Consider the following 19,646-nt stretch of genomic DNA (forward strand, 5'->3'; position numbering starts at 1 on the left):
ACGCCAGGAGCCAGCGTCTACGCCAATCCCGGACATCGGCTGACAACCCGGGTACGCCCGCGGGTGTGGTCCGCTGCCGCAAATGAACCATCATGCACAGTTAGTGTCGCTCGACGAGGGTTTCTTACCCGACGCCGAGCACGACTCGGCCGCGGCCTCCTCCCCGTCCTTGCCGGTCTTTTTGGGTGCTGGACAGGCTCGTCCTAGGTTTCTAACATGCATCAATGCGCATATCCATGTAGCGATATCTGCCAAGCCCGTCCGGAAGCTTGGGGAAATCACAGGATCGGCACAGGCTCAGTCCAGGGGCGGACTCCATGCTGGGTGCGTACGGAAGTCCGGGGGCGATTGCGAGGTGCGCGATGGTGGAGATCGAGGTCACGGGAACGACGGTGACGGTCCGGGTGCTCGGCCCACATCGGCTGCTCGCGCTGCGCGACCAGCTCACCTTCGACCTGCGCGACGTCATCGAAGTGGCCCCGGCGGAGGTCGATCTGCGGCCGCCGTGGGTGCGGGCGCCAGGCACCTTCTTCCCCGGTGTGATCGCCGCGGGCACCTTCCGAGGCAAGGGCCGCAAGGAGTTCTGGGACACTCGCTTCGAGGGCAGCGGCGTGCGCGTCGAGCTGAGAGGCTCCGAGTTCACCCGGCTCGTCATCGATGTCGCCGAACCCGCCGACACCCTCCGCGCGCTGCGCACCGCCGTGATCGCGGCCTGACGTTCCCCGCTCCCCCGCCGGTTCCCGAGCCCGGAACCGGCGGGGTCGACTCTGTCCGCCTCTAGTCTGAGAAGGACAGAAAGGAACCGACGATGCCGACACCTCCGACAACGCAGTTCGTGGATCGTCGCTTCGTCGGCCTGGTCGCCGAATTCGACCGGCTCTTCCGTCGTCCGAGCGACGGCGGCGGCGCGCTCACGGTCTACTTGCACGGCGAGCCGGTGGTCGACGTCTGGGCCGGGTTCGCGCGACCGGGTCTGCCGTGGCAGCACGACACCCTGGCCGTGGCGTACTCCACCGGCAAGGGTGTCGCGGCCACGCTGCTGCATCGTCTCGCCGAACGCGGACTGCTCGACTACGACCACCCCGTCGCGGAGTACTGGCCCGAATTCGCCGCGGCAGGCAAGGAACACATCACCGTGCGCGCGCTGCTGAGCCACCGCGCCGGACTGCACCGGCTGCGCAATCTGCTGCCCGGCCCGCCGGAGCGCTTCTTCGACGACGCCGCGGTCACCGCGGCGCTGGCCGCCGCCACGCCCGATCCGCGGCACCGCACGACCAGCGGCTATCACGGCATCAGCTTCGGGCACCTGGTCGCCGAGCTGGTCCGGCGCGTCGCGGGTGCGGATTTCACCGAGGTGCTGCGCACCGAGATCGCCGAACCGCTCGGCGCCGAGGAACTTTGGTTCCGTGTTCCGGAAGCCGAGCGGACGCGTATCGCCGTGAACTTCCCGAAACTGACGGTCGCCGGGATGAGCTGGGAGCGCGGCGCACGGATCATGGGGCGCAGCCGCCGGCTCGCCGCCGCCGTGGACACGACGCCGAGCGGTTTCGCCGAGCTGATGGAGGACCCGCGGCTGCACGATTCGGTGATGCCCGGCGTGAACGGGGTCTTCTCGGCGCGGGCGCTGGCCAGGCTGTACGGCGCGTTGGCGATCGGCGGCAGCCTCGACGGCTACCGGCTGCTCGGCGCGGAGACCATCGATCGGATGCGGGAGCGCCAAGTCTTCACCCCCGACTACGTGCTCGCCTTCCGCATCCCGTGGGGCCTCGGCTTCCACGGCGTGCCGATGATGCCCTCCAAAGCCGCGCCGATTTCGGCGTTCGGGCATTTCGGGCTCGGCGGTTCCGGCGCCTTCGCGGACCCGGCCACCGGGATGTCGCTCGGGTTCGTCACCAACCGGCTCGGCGGCAAGCTCACCCCGCTCGGTGACGCTCGCCTCGCCCGGCTCGGCGCGCTGGCCCACAACCTCGCGAAGAAAGCGAGCTGACCGCACCTCGCTCGGTGTCGCGCGAAGTCCTGGGATGTATCCGCCCGTGATGGCAGCATGAGCCCATGGATCTGATCGGGCTGGAGCGGATCGAGTCGGCCGCGGCGCTGCTGGCGCCGGTGATCCGGCGCACGCCGGTGGTGGCCTCGCGGGTGCTGTCCGAGCGTGCGGGCGCGGATGTCTGGCTGAAATGCGAGAACCTGCAGCGGACAGGCTCGTTCAAGCCGCGCGGCGCCTACAACCGGATCGCGAACCTGCCGTCCGCGGATCGAGCCCGCGGCGTGGTCGCGGCCAGTGCGGGCAATCACGCGCAGGGCGTCGCCTGGGCGGCCGCCACGCTCGGCATCGAGTCCACGGTGTTCATGCCGATCGGCGCCTCGCTCCCGAAACTGGCCGCCACCAAGGCCTATGGCGCGCGGGTGCGGCAGGTCGGCGACACCATCGACGAATCGCTCGACGCCGCACTGGATTTCGCCGCGCGCACCGGGTCGACGCTGATCCATCCTTTCGACCACGCGGATATCGTCGCCGGGCAGGCGACGGTGGGACTGGAGATTCTGGAGCAACTGCCGCGGGTGGGCACGGTGCTCGTGCCGACCGGCGGCGGCGGATTGCTCGCCGGGATCACGATCGCCCTGCACCGGCTGGCACCGCAGGTCCGAGTGATAGGCGTGCAGGCGGCCGAGGCCGCGGCGTGGCCGGAGTCGCTGGCGGCGGGCAAACCGATACGGGCGGAACGGATGTCGACCATGGCCGACGGCATCGCGGTGGGTCTGCCCGGCGAGGTGCCGTTCGCGCACGTCGCCGCGCACGCGCCGCGCATCGTCACGGTCGACGAGGAGGCGCTGTCCGAGGCTCTGCTGCTCTGCCTGGAGCGCGCGAAGCTGATCGTGGAACCGGCGGGCGCGGCGGCCGTCGCCGCGCTGATGAGTTATGCCCCAACCGAACTCGACCTACGCGGCCCGGTCTGCGCGGTGCTCTCCGGCGGCAACATCGATCCGCTGCTGCTGACCCGGATCGTCAACCACGGTCTCAGCGCCGCGGGCCGCTATCTCGCACTGCGCGTGACGATCTCGGATCGCCCCGGCGGGCTGTCCCGGCTGCTCACCGTGGTCGGCGAAACAGGCGCGAGCGTCGTGGACATCGTGCACTCCCGCACCGGTACCTGGCTCGCCGTCGACGAAGTCGAAGTCGCGCTGACACTGGAGACCCGAGGCCCGGACCACCGTGACGCCGTCCTCGGCGCCCTCACCGACGCGAACTACACAGTGCGCGTCCAGGATTGACCCATTGCTTCGCAGAGCTTCCGCACGCTTCGCAGGGGCTGTACGCGCTGCGAAGCGTGCGGAACGTCTGCGAGGACGTCACGGGTCAGTGGGGGCCGGGCTCAGTGGGCGCCGCCGAGTTCGAGGGCGAGGACGCCGAGGATGACCAGGGCTATGCCGCCGATTTGGGTGAGGGTCAGGCGTTCGTCGAGAAAGAGGACGCCGATTACGGCGATGGCGGCTACGCCGACCGCGGACCAGATGCCGTAGGCGACGCCGATCGACATGCCTCGCTTCAGCGCCTGGGAGAGGAAGAAGAACGCCGCGCCGTACCCGATGACAACCACGATGGAGGGGACCAGCTTGGTGAATCCCTCGGAGAGCTTCAGGGAGACGGTCGCGGTCACTTCGGAGGCGATCGCCAGGGCGAGTAACAGCAAGGTCATGGCGGCAGCCTAGTGATTCGGCGGACAATGGGGAGATCCGTCGTCCGAGGGATGTGATGACCTGTGGTGGAAGCGTTCCGGATCGGTCTCATCGTGTTCGTCGCCGTGCTGCTGACGGCGGGTTTCGGGGTGTTGCTGCCGCTGCGCGTGCGGACCAGACGGGAAACTGGTCAGACGTTCAGCCAGTGGGCCGCGCGGCACGGCTGGCGGTTCGCGCGCGCACCGCACGAGTCGTGGACGGCACGGCTGCCCGGCCACAATCCCGAGGGACTCGGCGTGACGCTCACCGGTGAGCTCGGCGGGCGCCAGGTCACGGTCGCCGAATACTCCTTCACGACCAACGCCTGGACCGGCGAGATCGTCGCCACCACCACACACCGGTACGTGGTGGTGGGGGTGCTGTTGGAACGCCCGTATCCGCCGGTCGCCGTCGTCGACGTCGCGGCGCTGTCGCAGCCGGGCACCGCCTTGTTCTGCGATGCACCCATCACCACCGGCCACCGTGAGTTCGACTACCGCTTCCGGGTCATGGCCGTCGACGCGAACTATGCACGACTGCTCGTCGGCCCCCAAATGATCGTCGCGCACCTCGCGGGCGTCATCCCCCGTTGGAACCTCGCGGGCCACGAACTGCTCACCTACCAGACCGGTCGCCTCGGCGACCCCGACGCGATCCCCGGCCTGGCCGCTCCCCTGCTGCACGTCGCGTCGCTGATCGAGAGCCGGGCCCGCTGAGCTCGAGATACGAGCGCACGCTGCGCAGGCTCGACGACACGCAGCGCACCCGCGTGCCGGAAGACGCGCCGCGCACCGGGCATGTCTCGGGAACCAGCAGCCCGCGAGCTTCGTCCAATACGACGCAGACATCCGTATCGAAAGGAGTTCCCCCATGGCGGTCTTCGTCGGACACGAGTCGCGCTCCGATCGCCCACCACCCCGTTACCCTGGGCACATGGGTATCCAGGACGCCGACGTGAGCCTCGCGGAGTTCGAGGTACTGGAGCGCGCATCGTCGGAGGAGGTATCGATCGAACTGATCAACGGGAGGATCTACGTGGTACCTGTTCCCGACGGCGAGCACGACGAATTCGCCGCGGAGATCCGCAATCAGATACTGCGCGGGTCGACCGGACTCGAGTTCTTTCACGAGCGCGGCCTGCGTGTCCCCGCGTATCGCGAGGGCCGGGCGCGAGCAGACGGCGCGGTGGCCCCACGAGGCTATTTCCGGGCGGAGCCGTCCTGGGCGGACCCTTCCGGCGTCCTGTTGATCCTGGAGATCACTTCCGGCCGCGACCGCGACGCGGAGATCGATCGCGTCGAGAAGCGCGACTCTTACGCGCAGGCAATGATCCCGGCGTACCTCTTGGTCGATCGCCATTACGGCGAGGTGACCGTCTTCTGGGCACCGGGCGAAGGCCGATATACCCAACAAGCCACCGCCAAATTCGGTGCGCCACTGCACCTTCCAGCACCGTTCGGCTTCGAGCTCGACACCGCCGAATTCCTCTGAACAGCAACAGCGGCGGGCCCCGGGGTTGAGAGCCGACGCTGAGTCGGTAGGCGCCGCTGGGTTCCGGGGCAGTCGAGGTCGCGACCAGTCCGTCTAGTACAGCGGCGATTTGGTGAAGTGGGCAGCTGCGGCCGCACGGTGTACCTCTGATAGGACCGTGCGGTGGTGGGAGAGGAATGGTTCGAGCAGCAGTGCTTCGTGCGCCGCCGCTGATCAGCCGGGGCTTCGGTTCAGTTCAGCCAGGTGCGGGCCGCTGCCGCGGCAGCGCGAACCTCGTCGATCTGCACGGCGACCTGGGTGCCCGCGGTGCCGCCGCGGGCGTTGCGGGAGGCGATGGAGCCCTGGACCGTGAGGACCTCGCGGACCTGGGGGGTGAGGGCCGGGTCGATGGTGGCGAATTCCTCGTCGGTGAGTTCGTCGAGGCCGACGCCGCGGACTTCCGCGGCGCGGACGCAGGCGCCCGCCGCCTCGTGCGCGACGCGGAACGGAACACCTTGGCGCACCAGCCATTCGGCGATGTCGGTGGCCAGGGTGAAACCGGCGGGGGCGAGTTCGGCCATCCGGTCGGTGTGGAAGGTGAGGGTGGAGACCAGGCCCGCGATGGCGGGCAGCAGCAGCTCGAGCTGGGCCACCGAATCGAACAGCGGCTCCTTGTCCTCTTGCAGGTCGCGGTTGTAGGCCAGCGGCTGGGCCTTGAGGGTGGCGAGCAGGCCGGTGAGGTTGCCGATCAGGCGTCCCGCCTTACCGCGGGTGAGCTCGGAGACGTCCGGGTTCTTCTTCTGCGGCATGATCGACGAACCGGTTGACCACGCGTCGGCGAGCGTGATGTAGCCGAATTCCGGTGTGCTCCAGATGATCACCTCTTCGGCCATGCGGCTCAGGTCGACGCCGATCATGGCGAGCACGAAGGCGGCCTCGGCGGCGAAATCGCGCGCGGAAGTGGCGTCGATCGAATTGGCCGCGGCCGCGGTGAAATCCAGTTCGGCGGCGATCGCCTCGGGGTCGAGGCCGAGCGAGGAACCGGCCAGCGCGCCGGACCCGTACGGCGATACCGCGGCCCGGCGATCGAAATCGTGGAGCCGGTCGATGTCGCGCAGCAGCGGGTGCGCGTGCGCGAGCAGGTGATGCGCGAGCAGCACGGGTTGCGCGGCCTGCAAATGGGTCTTGCCGGGCATCACCGCGTCAGGATGGGCGGCGGCCTGTGCGACCAGCGCGTCGACCACGTCCAGCACGCCCGCCGCGATCCGGCGCACGCCGTCGCGCAGCCACATCCGGAACAGCGTCGCCACTTGGTCGTTGCGCGACCGGCCCGCGCGCAGCCGCCCGCCGAGCTCGGTGCCGACGCGCTCGATCAGCCCACGCTCGAGCGCTCCGTGCACGTCCTCGTCGGATTCCGCCGGGCCGAAAGCGCCGGACGCGACGTCGGCGGCCAGCCGGTCGAGCCCGGTCAGCATCCCGGCGAGATCGGTCTCCGACAGCAGTCCGGCCTTGTGCAGCACCCGGGCGTGCGCCTTGGACGCGCGGATGTCGTAGGGAGCCAGCGCCCAGTCGAAATGGGTCGACTTGCTCAGCGCCGCCATCGCCTCAGCGGGTCCGGACGCGAAACGTCCACCCCAGAGGGCACCCTTGTTCGTGCTGCCGCTCTGCGTCATCGTGTGCTGTCTCCTCGGTGGGGTCGGTCGGGCGGTGCGGATCTCGAACACGTCGGTCCCTACGGTAGCCGGGGCCCACACCGCCTCGGTAGGTGCGGGTTGCCGGACCGGGCGCGGCACCGGGCCGCCCGCGTCTACGGGTTCGGTGCTGTGTGCGCAACGTCCATCAGACGCGGCATCGGCAGCAGGCGCCTGGGCTCACGACGAACGAGGGCCGACGCGTCGGCGTCGACCCTCGTTGCCGGGATGCTCGCTTACTTCTGGTTCAGGTCGCGCCGCGCGGCGACCTTCGAGGACAGACCGTGGATCTGCACGAAGCCCTTGGCCAGCGACTGGTCGAAGGTGTCGCCCTCGTCGTAGGTCGCCAGGTTGAAGTCGTAGAGCGACTGCTCGGAGCGGCGGCCGTTGACCACGGCGGAGCCACCGTGCAGCACCATCCGGATCTCGCCGGACACGTGCTGCTGGGTGTCCTGCACGAACGCGTCCAGCGCGCGCTTGAGCGGGGAGAACCACAGGCCGTCGTAGGCCAGCTCGCCCCAGCGCTGCTCGACCTGGCGCTTGTAGCGGCCCAGCTCTCGCTCGATGGTGACGTTCTCCAGCGCCTGGTGCGCGGTGATCAGCGCGATGGCGCCGGGCGCCTCGTAGATCTCGCGGCTCTTGATGCCGACGAGACGGTCCTCGACCATGTCCAGGCGGCCGACGCCCTGGCGGCCCGCGCGGTGGTTCAGCTCGATGATCGCCTCGAGCACGCTCACCGGGCGGCCGTCGATGGCCACCGGAACGCCCTTGTCGAAGGTGACGATCAGTTCGTCCGGCGCCTCGAAGTTGACGGTCGGGTCGGCGGTGTAGTCGTAGACGTCCTTCGTCGGCGCGTTCCACAGGTCCTCGAGGAAGCCGGTCTCGACGGCGCGGCCCCACACGTTCTGGTCGATGGAGAACGGCGACTTCTTGGTGACGTTGATCGGAAGGCTGTTCTCCTCGGCGAACGCGATGGCCTTCTCGCGGGTCCACGCGTAGTCGCGAACCGGGGCGATCACGTTCAGGTCGGGAGCGAGCGCGCCGATACCGACCTCGAAGCGCACCTGGTCGTTGCCCTTGCCGGTGCAGCCGTGCGCGACGGTGGTGGCTCCGTGGAACTTGGCCGCCTCCACCAGGTGCTTGACGATCAGCGGGCGGCTGATAGCGGAGACCAGCGGGTACTGGCCCATGTACATGGCGTTGGCCTGGATGGTGGGCAGGCAGTACTCGTCGGCGAACTCGTCGCGGGCGTCGACCACGATCGCCTCGACGGCGCCGCAGTCCAGCGCGCGCTGACGCACCACGTTCATGTCCTCGCCGCCCTGACCGAGGTCGATGGCGACCGCCACGACCTCGGCGCCGGTCTCCTTGCCGATCCAGCTGATCGCGACGGAGGTGTCCAGCCCACCGGAATAGGCGAGTACGACGCGCTCGGACATGTCTGTGTGCTCCTCGGTTCGTGCGGATATGTCTCGGGGCCGCGTTCGGCGGCCCCGGCCGGTCGCGCCGGCGCGCAGGTCAGGCGACCCGCGCCCGTCTGCAAATGATTATGCACGATGATGCAATCCCATTCAGAACCGGGGTGCCTACGCCACACCGGTCCAACATCGGCGGCCACGGCCGACGGTTGACTGGGGCTGTGCCTATCGCGCTCCCCGGCGGGGTGTGCGCCAGCGGTGCGACGCGGCCGGCACGCTTTCCATTGGTGGTTGCCGTTCGTCGGGATGGGACCGGTACCACTGGACGTAGCGGCCGGTCAGCGGGGTGGCTGTCAGGCCGTGGGCGTAGACGGACATGCCGATGGTGGCGGCGGCGGCCAGCAGCAGCGTCCGCTCGTTCGGCAGGTCGGCTTCTTGGACCAGCAGCACGCCGAAGACGATGGTGGCCAAGCCGCGCGGGCCGAACCAACCGACGAATGCCGTCGTCTGTCGCCGCGCTCCGGTCCCGAGCAGGGACAACGCCACCGGCAGCATACGGACGACGGTCAGGCTCAGTACCGCGTACAGCGCGAGCCGCCAAGTCATCTCGTTCAGGACGGGGCCCAGGATCACGGCGCCGAAGATGAGGAAGGTGACAGCGTTGAGCAGTTCGCCGCTTTGGTCGACGAGGTCTGTGACCGGCCCGCCGACGCTTCCCCGGAGCGTGCCGAAGAGCAGGCCGCCGACGAATGCGGCGATGAACATGCTGCCGTGCAGTGTGACGGCGATTCCGGCGCTCAGCAGTGCTGTGGCGACGGTGAGGATTTGCAGCCAGTACGGCTCGATCCAGCCGCGTCTCGCGCCGATCCGCAGCGCGAACGCGCCGAGCGATCCCGCGACGGCGCCGCCGACGATTCCGTAGCCGATTTCCTCGAGGATCATCTGGACCGCGGCATGCTCGGTGAGCGCGCCCTCTTCTGCTTGGGCCACCCCAAGGGCGATGAAGAACAGCGGTACGCACAGCCCGTCGTTGAGCCCGCTTTCGACATTGAGTCCCTGCCGGATTCGGGACGGTATCCGTTCGTCGGTCACCACGGCTTGACCCAGTGCCGCGTCGGTGCACGCGACCATCACCGCGAGCACCAGCGCTTCGACAACACCGACCCCCGGCAGCACCACGAATCCGGCGAGCGTGCCCGCCGCGATGGTCAGCGGCAGGCCGATCCCCAGCAATCGCAGCGGCACGGTGTGCTCGCCGCGAAGTCCGGGCAGCGAGATCCGGGACGCGTCGGAGAACAACACCAGCGTCAAGGTGACCTCGACGAGCAGCTTCAGCGTCGAGGAGCCGAGGTCGAGGTCGACGAGTCCGAAGACGGGTCCGGCGATCAATCCGGCCGTGGTGAAGAAGATCGCGGGAGTGATGGTGACGGCGAGTATGCGGGAAGCCGTCGCGAAGGCGAGCAGCAAGACCGCGATGGTCGCGAGGTCAACGGAATCCACGCGACCTCCTTCGTGCGTGCGTTGCTGGTCCGTGAGCTCGTCGCCACGGTCCGGCTCGACGAGGCTCTCCGACTCTCTGCTCGGAGTCTGACCTCCGCGGCGGCGGAATTCCTCATCCGGCGAGGGTGATAGCGCACGATCCTTCGCGCTTTCGCCGTGCGCCTCACCCGCTAGCGGTCGACCGGACATGAGGATGCGACTTCTCGGTGACGCACCACTTATCACCCGTCGCGGGTGAGGCGATCGTCTTCACTGCTGTTTAGGTTCGCGGCCGGGGGCCTACCTAGGGAGAACACCATGGCAATCCCATTCCGCGGTGTGGTCAACCTCGACATTCGCGACTCGATCCCGGACTGGGGCCCCTACGAACAGCCCAAAGCTCCGCCCGGTTCACCGAATGTGCTGTACATAGTGCTCGACGACGTGGGTTTCGGCGCGATGGGCTGTTACGGCGGCCCGATCGAAACCCCGAACATCGACCGGATCGCCGCGAACGGGTTGCGCTACAGCCAGTGGCACACCACCGCGCTCTGCTCACCGACCCGCTCCTGCCTGCTCACCGGTCGCAACCACACCACCAACGGCATGGCCTGCATCAGCGAGTGCGCGGTCGGCTTCCCCGGCGCCAACGGCCACATCCCGCCGGAGTGCGCCACCCTCGCCGAGATCCTGGTCGAGCGGGGCTTCAGCACGGCGATGGTCGGCAAGTGGCATCTGTGCGCCGAGGACGAGATGAACTTGGCGTCCACCAAGCGAAACTGGCCGATTGGCCGCGGTTTCGAGCGCTTCTACGGCTTCCTCGGCGCGGAGACCAACCAGTGGTATCCGGACCTGGTGCACGACAATCATCCCGTCGAGCAGCCTGCCACGCCCGAGGAGGGCTACCACTTCAGCGTCGACATCACCGACCGGGCCATCCAGTACATCGATGACGTCAAGGCGATCTCGCCCGATCGTCCGGTCTTTCTGTACTACGCGCCAGGTTGCGCACACGCTCCGCACCACGTGCCACGCGAATGGATCGAGCGCTACCGCGGCCGGTTCGACGCCGGGTACGAGGTGATGCGTGAACAGACCCTGGCCAGGCAGAAGGAGATGGGGCTCGTCCCGCAGGACACCGAGCTGCCGCCGCTCAACCCGATCGGCACGCCCGAGACCCGCAGCGGGCCCGACGGTCAGCCGTTCCCGCCGCTGGACTACACCCGCCCATGGGACAGCCTCTCCGCCGACGAGAAACGCCTGTTCGCCCGGATGGCCGAGGTGTACGCGGGCTTCCTCTCCCACTGCGACGACCAGATCGGCCGCCTGCTCGCCTACCTGGAGAAGATCGAGCAGCTGGACAACACCATCATCGTCGTGGTCTCCGACAACGGAGCCAGCGGCGAGGGCGGCCCGGACGGCTCGGTGAACGAGAACAAGATCGCCAACAGCGTCCCGGACGACCTCGCCGAGAACATGGCGAAACTGGACGAGCTCGGCAGCCCCAAGACCTACAACCACTACCCGAACGGGTGGGCGATGGCCTTCAACACCCCGTTCAAGATGTGGAAGCGGTACTCGTTCAACGGCGGCACCTGCGACCCGTGCCTGATCTCCTGGCCCGCCGGGATCGAGGCCCATGGCGAGACCCGCGACCAGTACCACCACGCCGTCGACCTGGTACCCACCTTGCTGGACTGCCTCGGCATGAAGCTCCCGGACACGGTGAAAGGCCATGCCCAGACGCCGATTCAGGGTGTGAGCATGCGGTACAGCTTCGACGCTGCCACCATCCCGACCGCCAAACACACCCAGTTCTATTCGATGCTCGGCGGCCGAGGCATTTGGCACGACGGCTGGAAAGCGGTCACCACCCACCCGACTCTCAGCGGGTGGAGCCACTTCCCCGACGACACCTGGGAGCTCTACCACACCGACCGGGACCGCGCCGAGCTGCACGACCTCGCCGCCGAGGAACCCGGCAAGCTCGCCGAGCTCATCGGCCTGTGGTTCTACGAGGCAGGCGCCAACCAGGCGTTCCCGCTCGACGACCGCTCCGGCGTCGAGATTCTCACCACCCAGCGCCCCCAGCTCGCGCCGCCGCGCAACCGCTACGTCTACCGTCCGGGCGGCGCCGAGGTGCCCGAAGCGGTCGCGGTCAACATCCGCAACCGCTCCTACTCGATCGGCGCCCTCGTCGACCTCCCCGGCCCGGATGCGGCGGGTGTGCTGTTCTCCCACGGTGGCCGGTTCGGCGGACATGCCTTGTACGTCAAGAACAATCGACTGCACTACGTCTACAACTTCCTCGGCAGCGAAGAGCAGAGGATCAGCGCGGACCAGGATCTGCCGACCGGTGAGAACCTCGTACTCGCCGCTTCCTTCGACAAGGAGAGCGAGGATCCACCCGGTACCGCGCGGGGCACCCTCAGCCTCTACTACGGCGACCGCAAGGTCGGTGCGGGCCGGATCAGGACCCAGCCCGGCAAGTTCAGCATCGCGGGTGAGGGCCTGAACGCAGGCCGTGACAGCGCGGAAGCCGTCACCGACGACTACCCCGGAACCTTCCCCTGGGAGTTCACCGGCACACTGCACCGGGTGGCCGTCGATGTCAGCGGCGAACCGTACGTCGACCTCGAACGCGAAGCCGCCGCCATGCTGTCCCGCGAATAACGGCGGGAGACCGCGCCTGCCCGGGCCATCTTTCCCCAGGGCAGGGCGGGCGCGGAGGCCGCCCTCGTCGCTACGGTTGTTCCAGTACGTCGAATGGAATGGTCGCCTCGACCGGGTCGTCGAGGAGCAATACACGTCGGTGGACCGTGTGGGCAGCGTAGCGGCGACCGGACCAGTCGAGACGGTATTCCTCGATCTCTTCGATGCGTTCTTCCTTCTGGTCCAGCCGGACGATCAGGTACCGAGGAATGCCTGCGGTCGCGTATTGAATGCGCTTGTCGTTGATATCTGCATCAATGGTCGATTCGGAGGTGACCTCGACCACCAACAGGATGTGCTCACGCACCGTGTTGATGTCGTAGGGTTCGCAGTCCCGGATCCAGATGTCGGGGTAGCGGATGTTCAACCGCCGATCCGCTGTTGCGGATTCCGCGTCGGCGAATCGTGCGGCAACGTCGGAGTCCACCACCATGCACGGCCCGCCGTCGCGCCGGGCTGCCTCCAGCATTCCTGCCAGCCGCCGGACCACGCGGCTGTGCACTGGGCTCTGAGCTATCAGCCGGACCACGCGCCCGTCGACGATCTCGATGTCACCGAGCTCGGCAGTCGCCCCTTCGGCGAACTCCTCGGCCGTCACACGCAGTACCTGTTGCTCGTCGGGAGCGCTCATGCCGGACATCATTGCAGCTCGAGCCGGACTCGACCACGGACCCGGCTTTCGTGGTGGCCCCGCCCGTTCCACGGTCCTGCCCGATCTGGCCGAGCGGACTCTCGCACACGGAAACGTCCTCGCAGCGCGCCGCATCGGGCCAGGCGGTCGACACCCTTCGGCCGACAGGCTCGCGGCCGCGAGCTCAACCGAGCGCGGCCGGTCGCGGGCGTCACGCCACTGGGCAAGGCACCCAACGATCTTCGCGACGGTTCGATCCGCCGCGCCAACGGCGTGGGCAGCGGCGCTCAGGCGAGTTGTTCGATGCGGGTGGCGAGTTCGGCGCCGGTGAGAGGCTCGCGGGCGATGACGGCGATGGTGTCGTCGCCCGCGATGGTGCCGACGACGTAGGGCAGGGCGGCGCGGTCGAGGGCGCTGGCCAGGTAGTGCGCGGCGCCGGGCGGGGTGCGCAGGACGGCGATGTTGCCGCTGGCGTCGGTGGAGACGAGCAGGTCGCCGAGCAGCTTGGAGAGGCGGTCGGTGCCGCCGGTCACGCCGCGAACGGGGCTGCCGTCCTCGGGCACCACGTAGACGCCCGCGCCGCCGTCGGCCGCACGCAGCTTCACCGCGCCCAGCTCGTCGAGATCACGCGAAAGGGTCGCCTGGGTGGCGTCGATGCCCTCCGCGGCCAGCAGCGCGGCCAGTTCGGTCTGGCTGCGCACCGAATGCGCGGAGAGCAACTCGATGATGCGCGACTGCCGACCTGCGCGGGTGCGGGCGATCGCGGGGCCCTTGCCGGGCACCGTCGCATCGATGCTCATGCCTCCACCTCGCTGGCGCTCGGCTCCGGCATGCGCAAGGCGCGCTGGCACATGATTCGCTCACTACGTTCGCTCATGCCTCCACCTCGCTGACGCTCGGCTCCGGCATGCGCAAAGCGCGCTGGCACATGATTCGCTCACTACATTCGCTCATCGTCGCCTCCCCCGGACCGGCGCGGTGCCTCGCCCGGTCACGCCGCACCGCCGTTTCGTCTGGCCAGCAGCCAGACCAGCAGCGCCTTCTGCGCGTGCAGCCGGTTCTCCGCCTCGTCCCAGACCACGCTGTGTGGTCCGTCGAGCACCTCGTCGGTGATCTCCTCGCCGCGATGCGCCGGAAGGCAGTGCAGCACAACGGCGTCCGGCTGCGCGTTGGCCAGCAGTGCGGCGTCGAGCCGGAACGGCCGGAACGGGCCGACCCGGTCGAGGCCGTCGTGCTCCTGACCCATGGAGGTCCAGGTGTCGGTGACCAGCGCGTCGGCGCCCGCCGCGGCGGCCACCGGGTCGCCGGTGACGGTGATCGTCGCACCGGTCTCGGCGGCCCGCTTGCGCGCGTCTTCCAGGATCCACGGCAGCGGCTCGAAACCCATCGGCGCGGCGATGGTCACGTTCAATCCGGCGGTGACGCCGCCGAGCAACAGCGAGTGCGCCATGTTGTTCGCGCCGTCGCCGAAATACGTGAGGTTGCGCCCGGTCAGATCGCCCTTGCGTTCCCGCAGGGTGAGCAGGTCGGCGAGCACCTGGCAGGGGTGGAACTCGTTGGACAGCGCGTTGACGACCGGAACCGTTGCCGCCGAAGCCATTTCGTCCAAGCGGACCTGCTCGAAGGTGCGCCAGACGATGGCGTCGACGTAGCGGGAGAGCACCCGCCCGGTGTCGGCGAGGGTCTCCTCGCGCCCGAGCTGGGTGTCGCGGCCGTCGACCACCACGGCGTGCCCGCCGAGCTGGGCGATGCCCATCTCGAAGGAGAATCGGGTGCGGGTGGAGTTCTTCTCGAAGATCACCCCGACCCCGCGCGGGCCGTCCAGCGGGCGGTGCGCGAACGGGTTCTTCTTGAGTTCCGCTGCCAGCGTGAGGATTTCGGCCTGCTCGGCGGGCGAGACGTCGTCGTCGCGCAGGAAGTGCCGCAGCTCGGTCATTACCGGGTCTCCTTCGCGTCCGCCGCCGCGCCGTCCAGAATTCCCGGCAGGTCGGCGACGAAATTGTCCGACTGGGTCTCGGTGAGCACCAGCGGTGGCGCCAGCCGGATGATGTTCGGTTTGGGTGCGTTCACGAGGTACCCCGCTTCCCGCGCCCGCGCTTCGACCTGCGCCGAAACGTCTTGGGTCAGTACGACTCCCAGCAGCAGACCGGCGCCGCGCACATGATCGATCAGCGGGTGCTCGAGCAGTTCGATGCCGTCGCTGAGCCGCTTGCCGACCGACTCGACGTGGGCGAGCAGATCGGTCTCGTCGATGGTGCGCAACACCGCGAGCGCCGCCGCGGCGCACACCGGGTTACCGCCGAAGGTGGTGCCGTGCAGGCCGGGGGTGAGCAGCTCGGCCGCCCGGCCGTTGGCCAGCACCGCGCCGATCGGCAGACCGCCGCCGAGGCCCTTGGCCAGGGTGATCACGTCGGGCACGATGCCGACGGACTGGTGCGCGTAGAACTTCCCGGTGCGGCCGATGCCGGTCTGCACCTCGTCGAGCACCAGCAGCGCGCCGTGCCGCGCCGTGATCTCGCGCGCCTTGACCAGGTAGTCGATCGGCGGGACCACCACGCCGCTCTCCCCCATCATGGGTTCGAGGAACACCGCGGCGGTCTCGTCGTCGACCGCCGCCTCCAGCGCGGCCGCGTCACCGTAGGGCACGTGCACCACGCCGGGCGGCATGGGCTCGAACGGCGCCCGCTTGGACGGCTGGCCGGTGAGCGCGAGCGCGCCCATGGTGCGACCGTGGAACGCCTCCTCGCAGGCGACGATCTTGGTCCGTCCGGTCAGCCGCGCGATCTTGAACGCCGCCTCGTTGGCCTCGGTGCCCGAGTTGCAGAAGAACGCCTTGCCCTCGCCGTCGCCGAAGTGCGCGAGCAGCCGCTCGGCCAGTTCGACGACCGGTTCGCTGACATACAGATTCGAGACGTGCCCGAGGGTGCCCAGCTGCTGGGTGACCGCCGCGAGGATCGCCGGGTGGGCGTGGCCGAGGCTGTTGACCGCGATACCGCCGAGGAAATCGACGTAGCGCTTGCCGTCCGCGTCGTAGACCACGGCGCCCGCGCCGCGCACCAGCGCGATCTTCGGCGTGCCGTAGTTGTTCATCATCGCGGCGGACCACCGCTGCTGCAATTCGTCGACAGTACTCATGATTTCGTTCCGTTCGGTGCGCCGGTCCCGGCCGGGACGGGCGTCACCATCGTTCCGATTCCTTCTCCGGTGAACAGCTCCAGCAGGACCGAGTGCGAGACCCGTCCGTCGATCACGTGCGCGGTCGGCACGCCGCCGAGCACGGCGCGCAAGCAGGCTTCCATCTTGGGCACCATGCCCGCATCCAGGCTCGGCAGCAAGGCGGCCAGCTCGTCGGCGTCGATGCGGCTGGTCAGCGAGGAGCGATCGGGCCAGTTGGTGTAGAGGCCCTCCACGTCGGTCAGCACGACGAGTTTCTCCGCGCCGATGCCCTCGGCGAGCGCGGCGGCCGCGGTGTCGGCGTTGATGTTGTGCACCACGCCGTCGGCGTCGGGGGCGATGGTGGAGACGACTGGAATTCGTCCGGCGCCGATCAGGTCGAGCACCGCCTCCGGGTTGACCTCGGTGACGTCGCCGACCAGGCCGATGTCGGTCGCCTCGCCGTCCACGTCGACGGTGCGCCGCGTCGCCGTGAACAGCCCGGCGTCCTCGCCGGAGATGCCGACCGCGTAGGGCCCGTGCGCGTTGATCAGCCCGACCAGCTCGCGACCGACCTGACCGAACAGCACCATCCGCACCACGTCCATCACCTCGGGCGTGGTGACGCGGAAGCCGCCGCGGAATTCCCCTTGCAGGCCGAGCCTTTTCAGCATCGCGCTGATCTGCGGGCCGCCGCCGTGCACCACCACGGGGTGCACGCCGACGGTGCGCAGGAACGCCATGTCCGCGGCGAACGCGCGCTTGAGGTCGTCGTCGATCATGGCGTTGCCGCCGTACTTCACCACGACGATCTTGTCGCGGAACTTCTGCAACCAGGGCAGTGCGTCGGCCAGGACGTGCGCCTTGTCCAGCGCCGAGAGCTCGTGAATCGCCGGACTCGTCATGAGCTGTAGGCCGAGTTCTCTTCGACGTACCCGTGCGACAGGTCGGTGGTGCGGACCACGGCCGTGCCGTCGCCGACGTTCAGCTCGACGAGCACGTCGATGTCCGCGCCGGACAGGTCGACCTGGCGGGCGCCCGGCGCGCCGACGCTGTCGACGCAGACCGGATTCCCGTTGAACGACACCGAGATCCGGTTCGGGTCCAACGTGATCGGCGCGATGCCGACCGCGGCGAGCACCCGGCCCCAGTTCGGGTCCGAGCCGAAAAGGGCCGTCTTGACCAGGCTGTCGCGGGCCACCGCGCGCGCGGCGATCAGCGCCTGTTCCTCGTCGACCGCACCGGTGACGGTGATCGTCACCCGCTTGGTGACGCCCTCGGCGTCGGCCATCAGCTGGGCGGCAAGGTCGTCGCAGACCGCGAGCACCGCGGCGTCGAGCTCCTCCTGCGACGGGGAGACCTCGCTGGCGCCGTTGGCCAGCAGCAGCACGGTGTCGTTGGTGGAGCAGGAGCCGTCCACGTCGAGCCGGTCGAAGGTGAGCCGGGTGGCGTTGCGCAGCGCCTTGTCGAGCTGTTCCGCGCTCACCGCGGCGTCGGTGGTCAGCACGACGAGCATGGTGGCCAGCGAGGGGGCGAGCATGCCAGCACCCTTGGCCATGCCGCCCACGTTCCACTTGTCGCGGTGGTGGAAGGCGGCCTCCTTGGGCACGGTGTCGGTGGTCATGATGGCGTGGGCCGCGTCCGCGCCGCCGGACATGCCGCCGCCCATCTCGTGCACGATCTCGGTGACGCCGGGCAGCAGCTTGTCCATCGGCAGCCGGTCGCCGATCAAACCCGTCGAGCAGACGGCGATTTCGCCGGCGCCGGTCTCGGTGCCCCAGTTGCTCAGCGCCTCGGCGAGCTTCTCGGCGGTCTGGTGGGTGTCCTGGAAGCCGCCGGGACCGGTGCACGCGTTGGCCCCGCCGGAATTCAGGATCACGGCGCGCAGCCTGCCCGACTTCAGCACCTGCTGGGACCACAGCACCGGCGCGGCCTTGACCTGGTTGCGGGTGAACACACCCGCCGCGGCGTATTCCGGGCCTTCGTTGAAGACCAGCGCGAGATCGGGTTTGCCGCTGGCCTTGATGCCCGCGGCGATGCCCGCGGCGCGGAAGCCGAGGGGCGCGGTCACGCCCTGGGTGCGGACCAGCTTGCCGTTCACGCTCTCAGCGGTTGTCGTCACGGTGCCACTCCTACGGTGGTGAGGCCCTCGGTCTCGTCGAATCCGACGGCCAGGTTCATGGATTGGACCGCGGCGCCCGCGGTGCCCTTGGTCAGGTTGTCGATCGCGCCGATCACCACGAGCTGTCCCGCGTCGGCGTCCACCGCGACCTGCAGGGTGACGGCGTTGGAGCCGAGCACCGAACCGGTTTGCGGGAGCACGCCTTCGGGCAGAAGATGCACGAAAGGCTCGTCGGCGTAGGCCTTTTCGTAGACGGCGCGGGCCTGAGCGGCGTCCACCGCGGTCGGCGCGGTGCAGGTGGCCAGGATGCCGCGCGGCATCGGGGCGAGAACCGGGGTGAACGACACCGCGACGTCGACGCCGCCCGCGGCCTTCAGGTTCTGCGCGATCTCCGGGGTGTGCCGGTGCGCGCCCGCGATGTTGTAGGCGCGGGCCGAACCCATCACCTCCGAGCCGAGCAGGCCGACGTCCAGTTTGCGGCCCGCGCCGGAGGTGCCGCTCACCGCGACCACCGTCACCTGCGGCTCGATGATCCCGGCGGCCACGGCAGGCGCCATGGCCAGGCTGGCGACCGTCGGGTAGCAGCCGGGCACCGCGATCCGGGTCGCGCCGCGCAGCGCGTCCCGCCCGCCGGGCAGTTCCGGCAGGCCGTAGGGCCAGCTGCCCGCGTGCGCGCTGCGGTAGTACTTCTCCCAGGCGGCGGCGTCGCGCAGGCGGTAGTCCGCGCCGCAGTCGATGATCACGGTGGATTCGGGCAACGCCTGCGCGATGGCGGCGGACTGACCGTGCGGCAGGCCGAGGAAGACCACGTCGTGGCCCGCCAGCTCCTCGGCGGTGGTCGGGGCGAGCACCCGGTCGGCCAGCGGCAGCAGATGCGGCTGGTGCTCGCCGAGGGTGGTTCCGGCGTTCGAACCCGCGGTCAGCGCCCCGATCTCGAGGCGCCCGGCTCGGTAGCGTGGATGCCCGAGCAGCAGGCGCAGCACCTCGCCGCCCGCGTACCCGCTCGCACCGGCAACAGCAACCCGCAACAGGGGCGCATCCGAATCAGCCATGAAATGATTATGCACGACTATGCAATCCCATTCATGGACGGGGTGCGACAAGCGTTCGAACTCGGGGTGGCGAGCTCCCGATCGACGGCGCGCGCGGCGGGAGGACCGACATCCCCGCCGCCGCGACGGCCAGCACGAACGACACCCACAGCGGTGGGGTTACCCAGCGCGGCGGAAATATCGATCCGATTCCGGAAACCA

General features: G+C 69.1%; 17 protein-coding genes. 6 read left to right on the forward strand and 11 right to left on the reverse strand.

The annotated features are described in order from the left end of the window. Nucleotides 1–362 precede the first annotated feature (362 nt). From AB0H50_RS14650 to ilvA, 3 genes are all read left to right on the forward strand, one after another. Entirely contained in the window at nucleotides 363–716 is a 354-nt protein-coding gene (locus AB0H50_RS14650; RefSeq protein ID WP_357451663.1) for a hypothetical protein, read from the forward strand. A 92-nt stretch (nucleotides 717–808) separates the two neighbouring features. Further along, complete coding sequence (locus tag AB0H50_RS14655; RefSeq protein WP_357451666.1) at nucleotides 809–1,987, forward strand: serine hydrolase domain-containing protein; 1,179 nt, start codon at nucleotides 809–811, stop codon at nucleotides 1,985–1,987. A gap of 65 nt (nucleotides 1,988–2,052) precedes the next feature. Then, a complete protein-coding gene (ilvA, locus tag AB0H50_RS14660; RefSeq protein ID WP_357451669.1) occupies nucleotides 2,053–3,273 on the forward strand; it encodes a threonine ammonia-lyase in 1,221 nt (406 codons plus the stop codon). 101 nt (nucleotides 3,274–3,374) lie between these two features. On the opposite strand, the gene AB0H50_RS14665 is transcribed toward ilvA, so the two are convergent. Next, nucleotides 3,375–3,698, reverse strand: coding sequence for a multidrug efflux SMR transporter (locus AB0H50_RS14665; protein WP_357451672.1), 324 nt, complete (start codon nucleotides 3,696–3,698; stop codon nucleotides 3,375–3,377). A 63-nt stretch (nucleotides 3,699–3,761) separates the two neighbouring features. Between AB0H50_RS14665 and AB0H50_RS14670 the strand changes: the two genes are divergently transcribed. Both AB0H50_RS14670 and AB0H50_RS14675 read left to right on the forward strand, forming a co-directional pair. Then, nucleotides 3,762–4,433 (forward strand): hypothetical protein, encoded by a 672-nt coding sequence (locus AB0H50_RS14670; RefSeq protein ID WP_357451675.1) that lies wholly within the window; start codon nucleotides 3,762–3,764, stop codon nucleotides 4,431–4,433. Between the two features lie 217 nt (nucleotides 4,434–4,650). Next, nucleotides 4,651–5,208, forward strand: a complete 558-nt coding sequence (locus AB0H50_RS14675; RefSeq protein WP_357451678.1) for a Uma2 family endonuclease — start codon at nucleotides 4,651–4,653, stop codon at nucleotides 5,206–5,208. Nucleotides 5,209–5,438: 230 nt separating this feature from the next. Here AB0H50_RS14675 and argH read toward each other — a convergent pair whose 3' ends face one another. The 3 genes from argH to AB0H50_RS14690 all read right to left on the reverse strand — a co-directional run bounded on the left by argH (nucleotide 5,439) and on the right by AB0H50_RS14690 (nucleotide 9,796). Beyond that, nucleotides 5,439–6,860, reverse strand: coding sequence for an argininosuccinate lyase (gene argH / locus AB0H50_RS14680; RefSeq protein ID WP_357451681.1), 1,422 nt, complete (start codon nucleotides 6,858–6,860; stop codon nucleotides 5,439–5,441). A gap of 254 nt (nucleotides 6,861–7,114) precedes the next feature. Further along, a complete protein-coding gene (locus AB0H50_RS14685; RefSeq protein ID WP_357451684.1) occupies nucleotides 7,115–8,317 on the reverse strand; it encodes an argininosuccinate synthase in 1,203 nt (400 codons plus the stop codon). A gap of 204 nt (nucleotides 8,318–8,521) precedes the next feature. Next, the gene (locus AB0H50_RS14690; RefSeq protein ID WP_357451687.1) at nucleotides 8,522–9,796 is read right to left on the reverse strand and encodes a cation:proton antiporter; all 1,275 of its coding nucleotides are present in this window, start codon (nucleotides 9,794–9,796) and stop codon (nucleotides 8,522–8,524) included. A gap of 297 nt (nucleotides 9,797–10,093) precedes the next feature. Between AB0H50_RS14690 and AB0H50_RS14695 the strand changes: the two genes are divergently transcribed. Then, on the forward strand, nucleotides 10,094–12,448 hold the full coding sequence (locus AB0H50_RS14695; protein ID WP_357451690.1) for an arylsulfatase: 2,355 nt from the start codon (nucleotides 10,094–10,096) through the stop codon (nucleotides 12,446–12,448). 70 nt (nucleotides 12,449–12,518) lie between these two features. Here the strand turns inward: AB0H50_RS14695 and AB0H50_RS14700 are convergent, their stop codons facing one another. From AB0H50_RS14700 to argC, 7 genes are all read right to left on the reverse strand, one after another. After that, complete coding sequence (locus AB0H50_RS14700; RefSeq protein ID WP_357451693.1) at nucleotides 12,519–13,085, reverse strand: Uma2 family endonuclease; 567 nt, start codon at nucleotides 13,083–13,085, stop codon at nucleotides 12,519–12,521. Nucleotides 13,086–13,405: 320 nt separating this feature from the next. Beyond that, complete coding sequence (locus tag AB0H50_RS14705) at nucleotides 13,406–13,918, reverse strand: arginine repressor (protein WP_357451696.1); 513 nt, start codon at nucleotides 13,916–13,918, stop codon at nucleotides 13,406–13,408. Nucleotides 13,919–14,109: 191 nt separating this feature from the next. Continuing rightward, complete coding sequence (gene argF / locus AB0H50_RS14710) at nucleotides 14,110–15,054, reverse strand: ornithine carbamoyltransferase (protein WP_357451699.1); 945 nt, start codon at nucleotides 15,052–15,054, stop codon at nucleotides 14,110–14,112. Further along, nucleotides 15,054–16,253 carry an acetylornithine transaminase gene (locus tag AB0H50_RS14715; protein WP_357451702.1) on the reverse strand — a complete coding sequence of 400 codons (1,200 nt, stop codon included), beginning with the start codon at nucleotides 16,251–16,253 and terminating at the stop codon, nucleotides 15,054–15,056. The genes argF and AB0H50_RS14715 overlap by 1 nt, the downstream gene beginning before the upstream one ends. Further along, nucleotides 16,250–17,176 (reverse strand): acetylglutamate kinase, encoded by a 927-nt coding sequence (gene argB / locus AB0H50_RS14720; protein WP_357451705.1) that lies wholly within the window; start codon nucleotides 17,174–17,176, stop codon nucleotides 16,250–16,252. Before argB ends, AB0H50_RS14715 begins: the two co-directional genes overlap by 4 nt. Further along, nucleotides 17,173–18,372, reverse strand: coding sequence for a bifunctional glutamate N-acetyltransferase/amino-acid acetyltransferase ArgJ (gene argJ / locus AB0H50_RS14725; protein ID WP_357453368.1), 1,200 nt, complete (start codon nucleotides 18,370–18,372; stop codon nucleotides 17,173–17,175). Before argJ ends, argB begins: the two co-directional genes overlap by 4 nt. Before the next feature lie 17 nt (nucleotides 18,373–18,389). Continuing rightward, the gene (argC, locus tag AB0H50_RS14730; RefSeq protein ID WP_357451708.1) at nucleotides 18,390–19,445 is read right to left on the reverse strand and encodes an N-acetyl-gamma-glutamyl-phosphate reductase; all 1,056 of its coding nucleotides are present in this window, start codon (nucleotides 19,443–19,445) and stop codon (nucleotides 18,390–18,392) included. Nucleotides 19,446–19,646: the final 201 nt, after the last annotated feature.

Origin of the sequence: Nocardia sp. NPDC050793 (assembly GCF_040654065.1) — a bacterium.
Lineage (GTDB): Bacteria > Actinomycetota > Actinomycetes > Mycobacteriales > Mycobacteriaceae > Nocardia.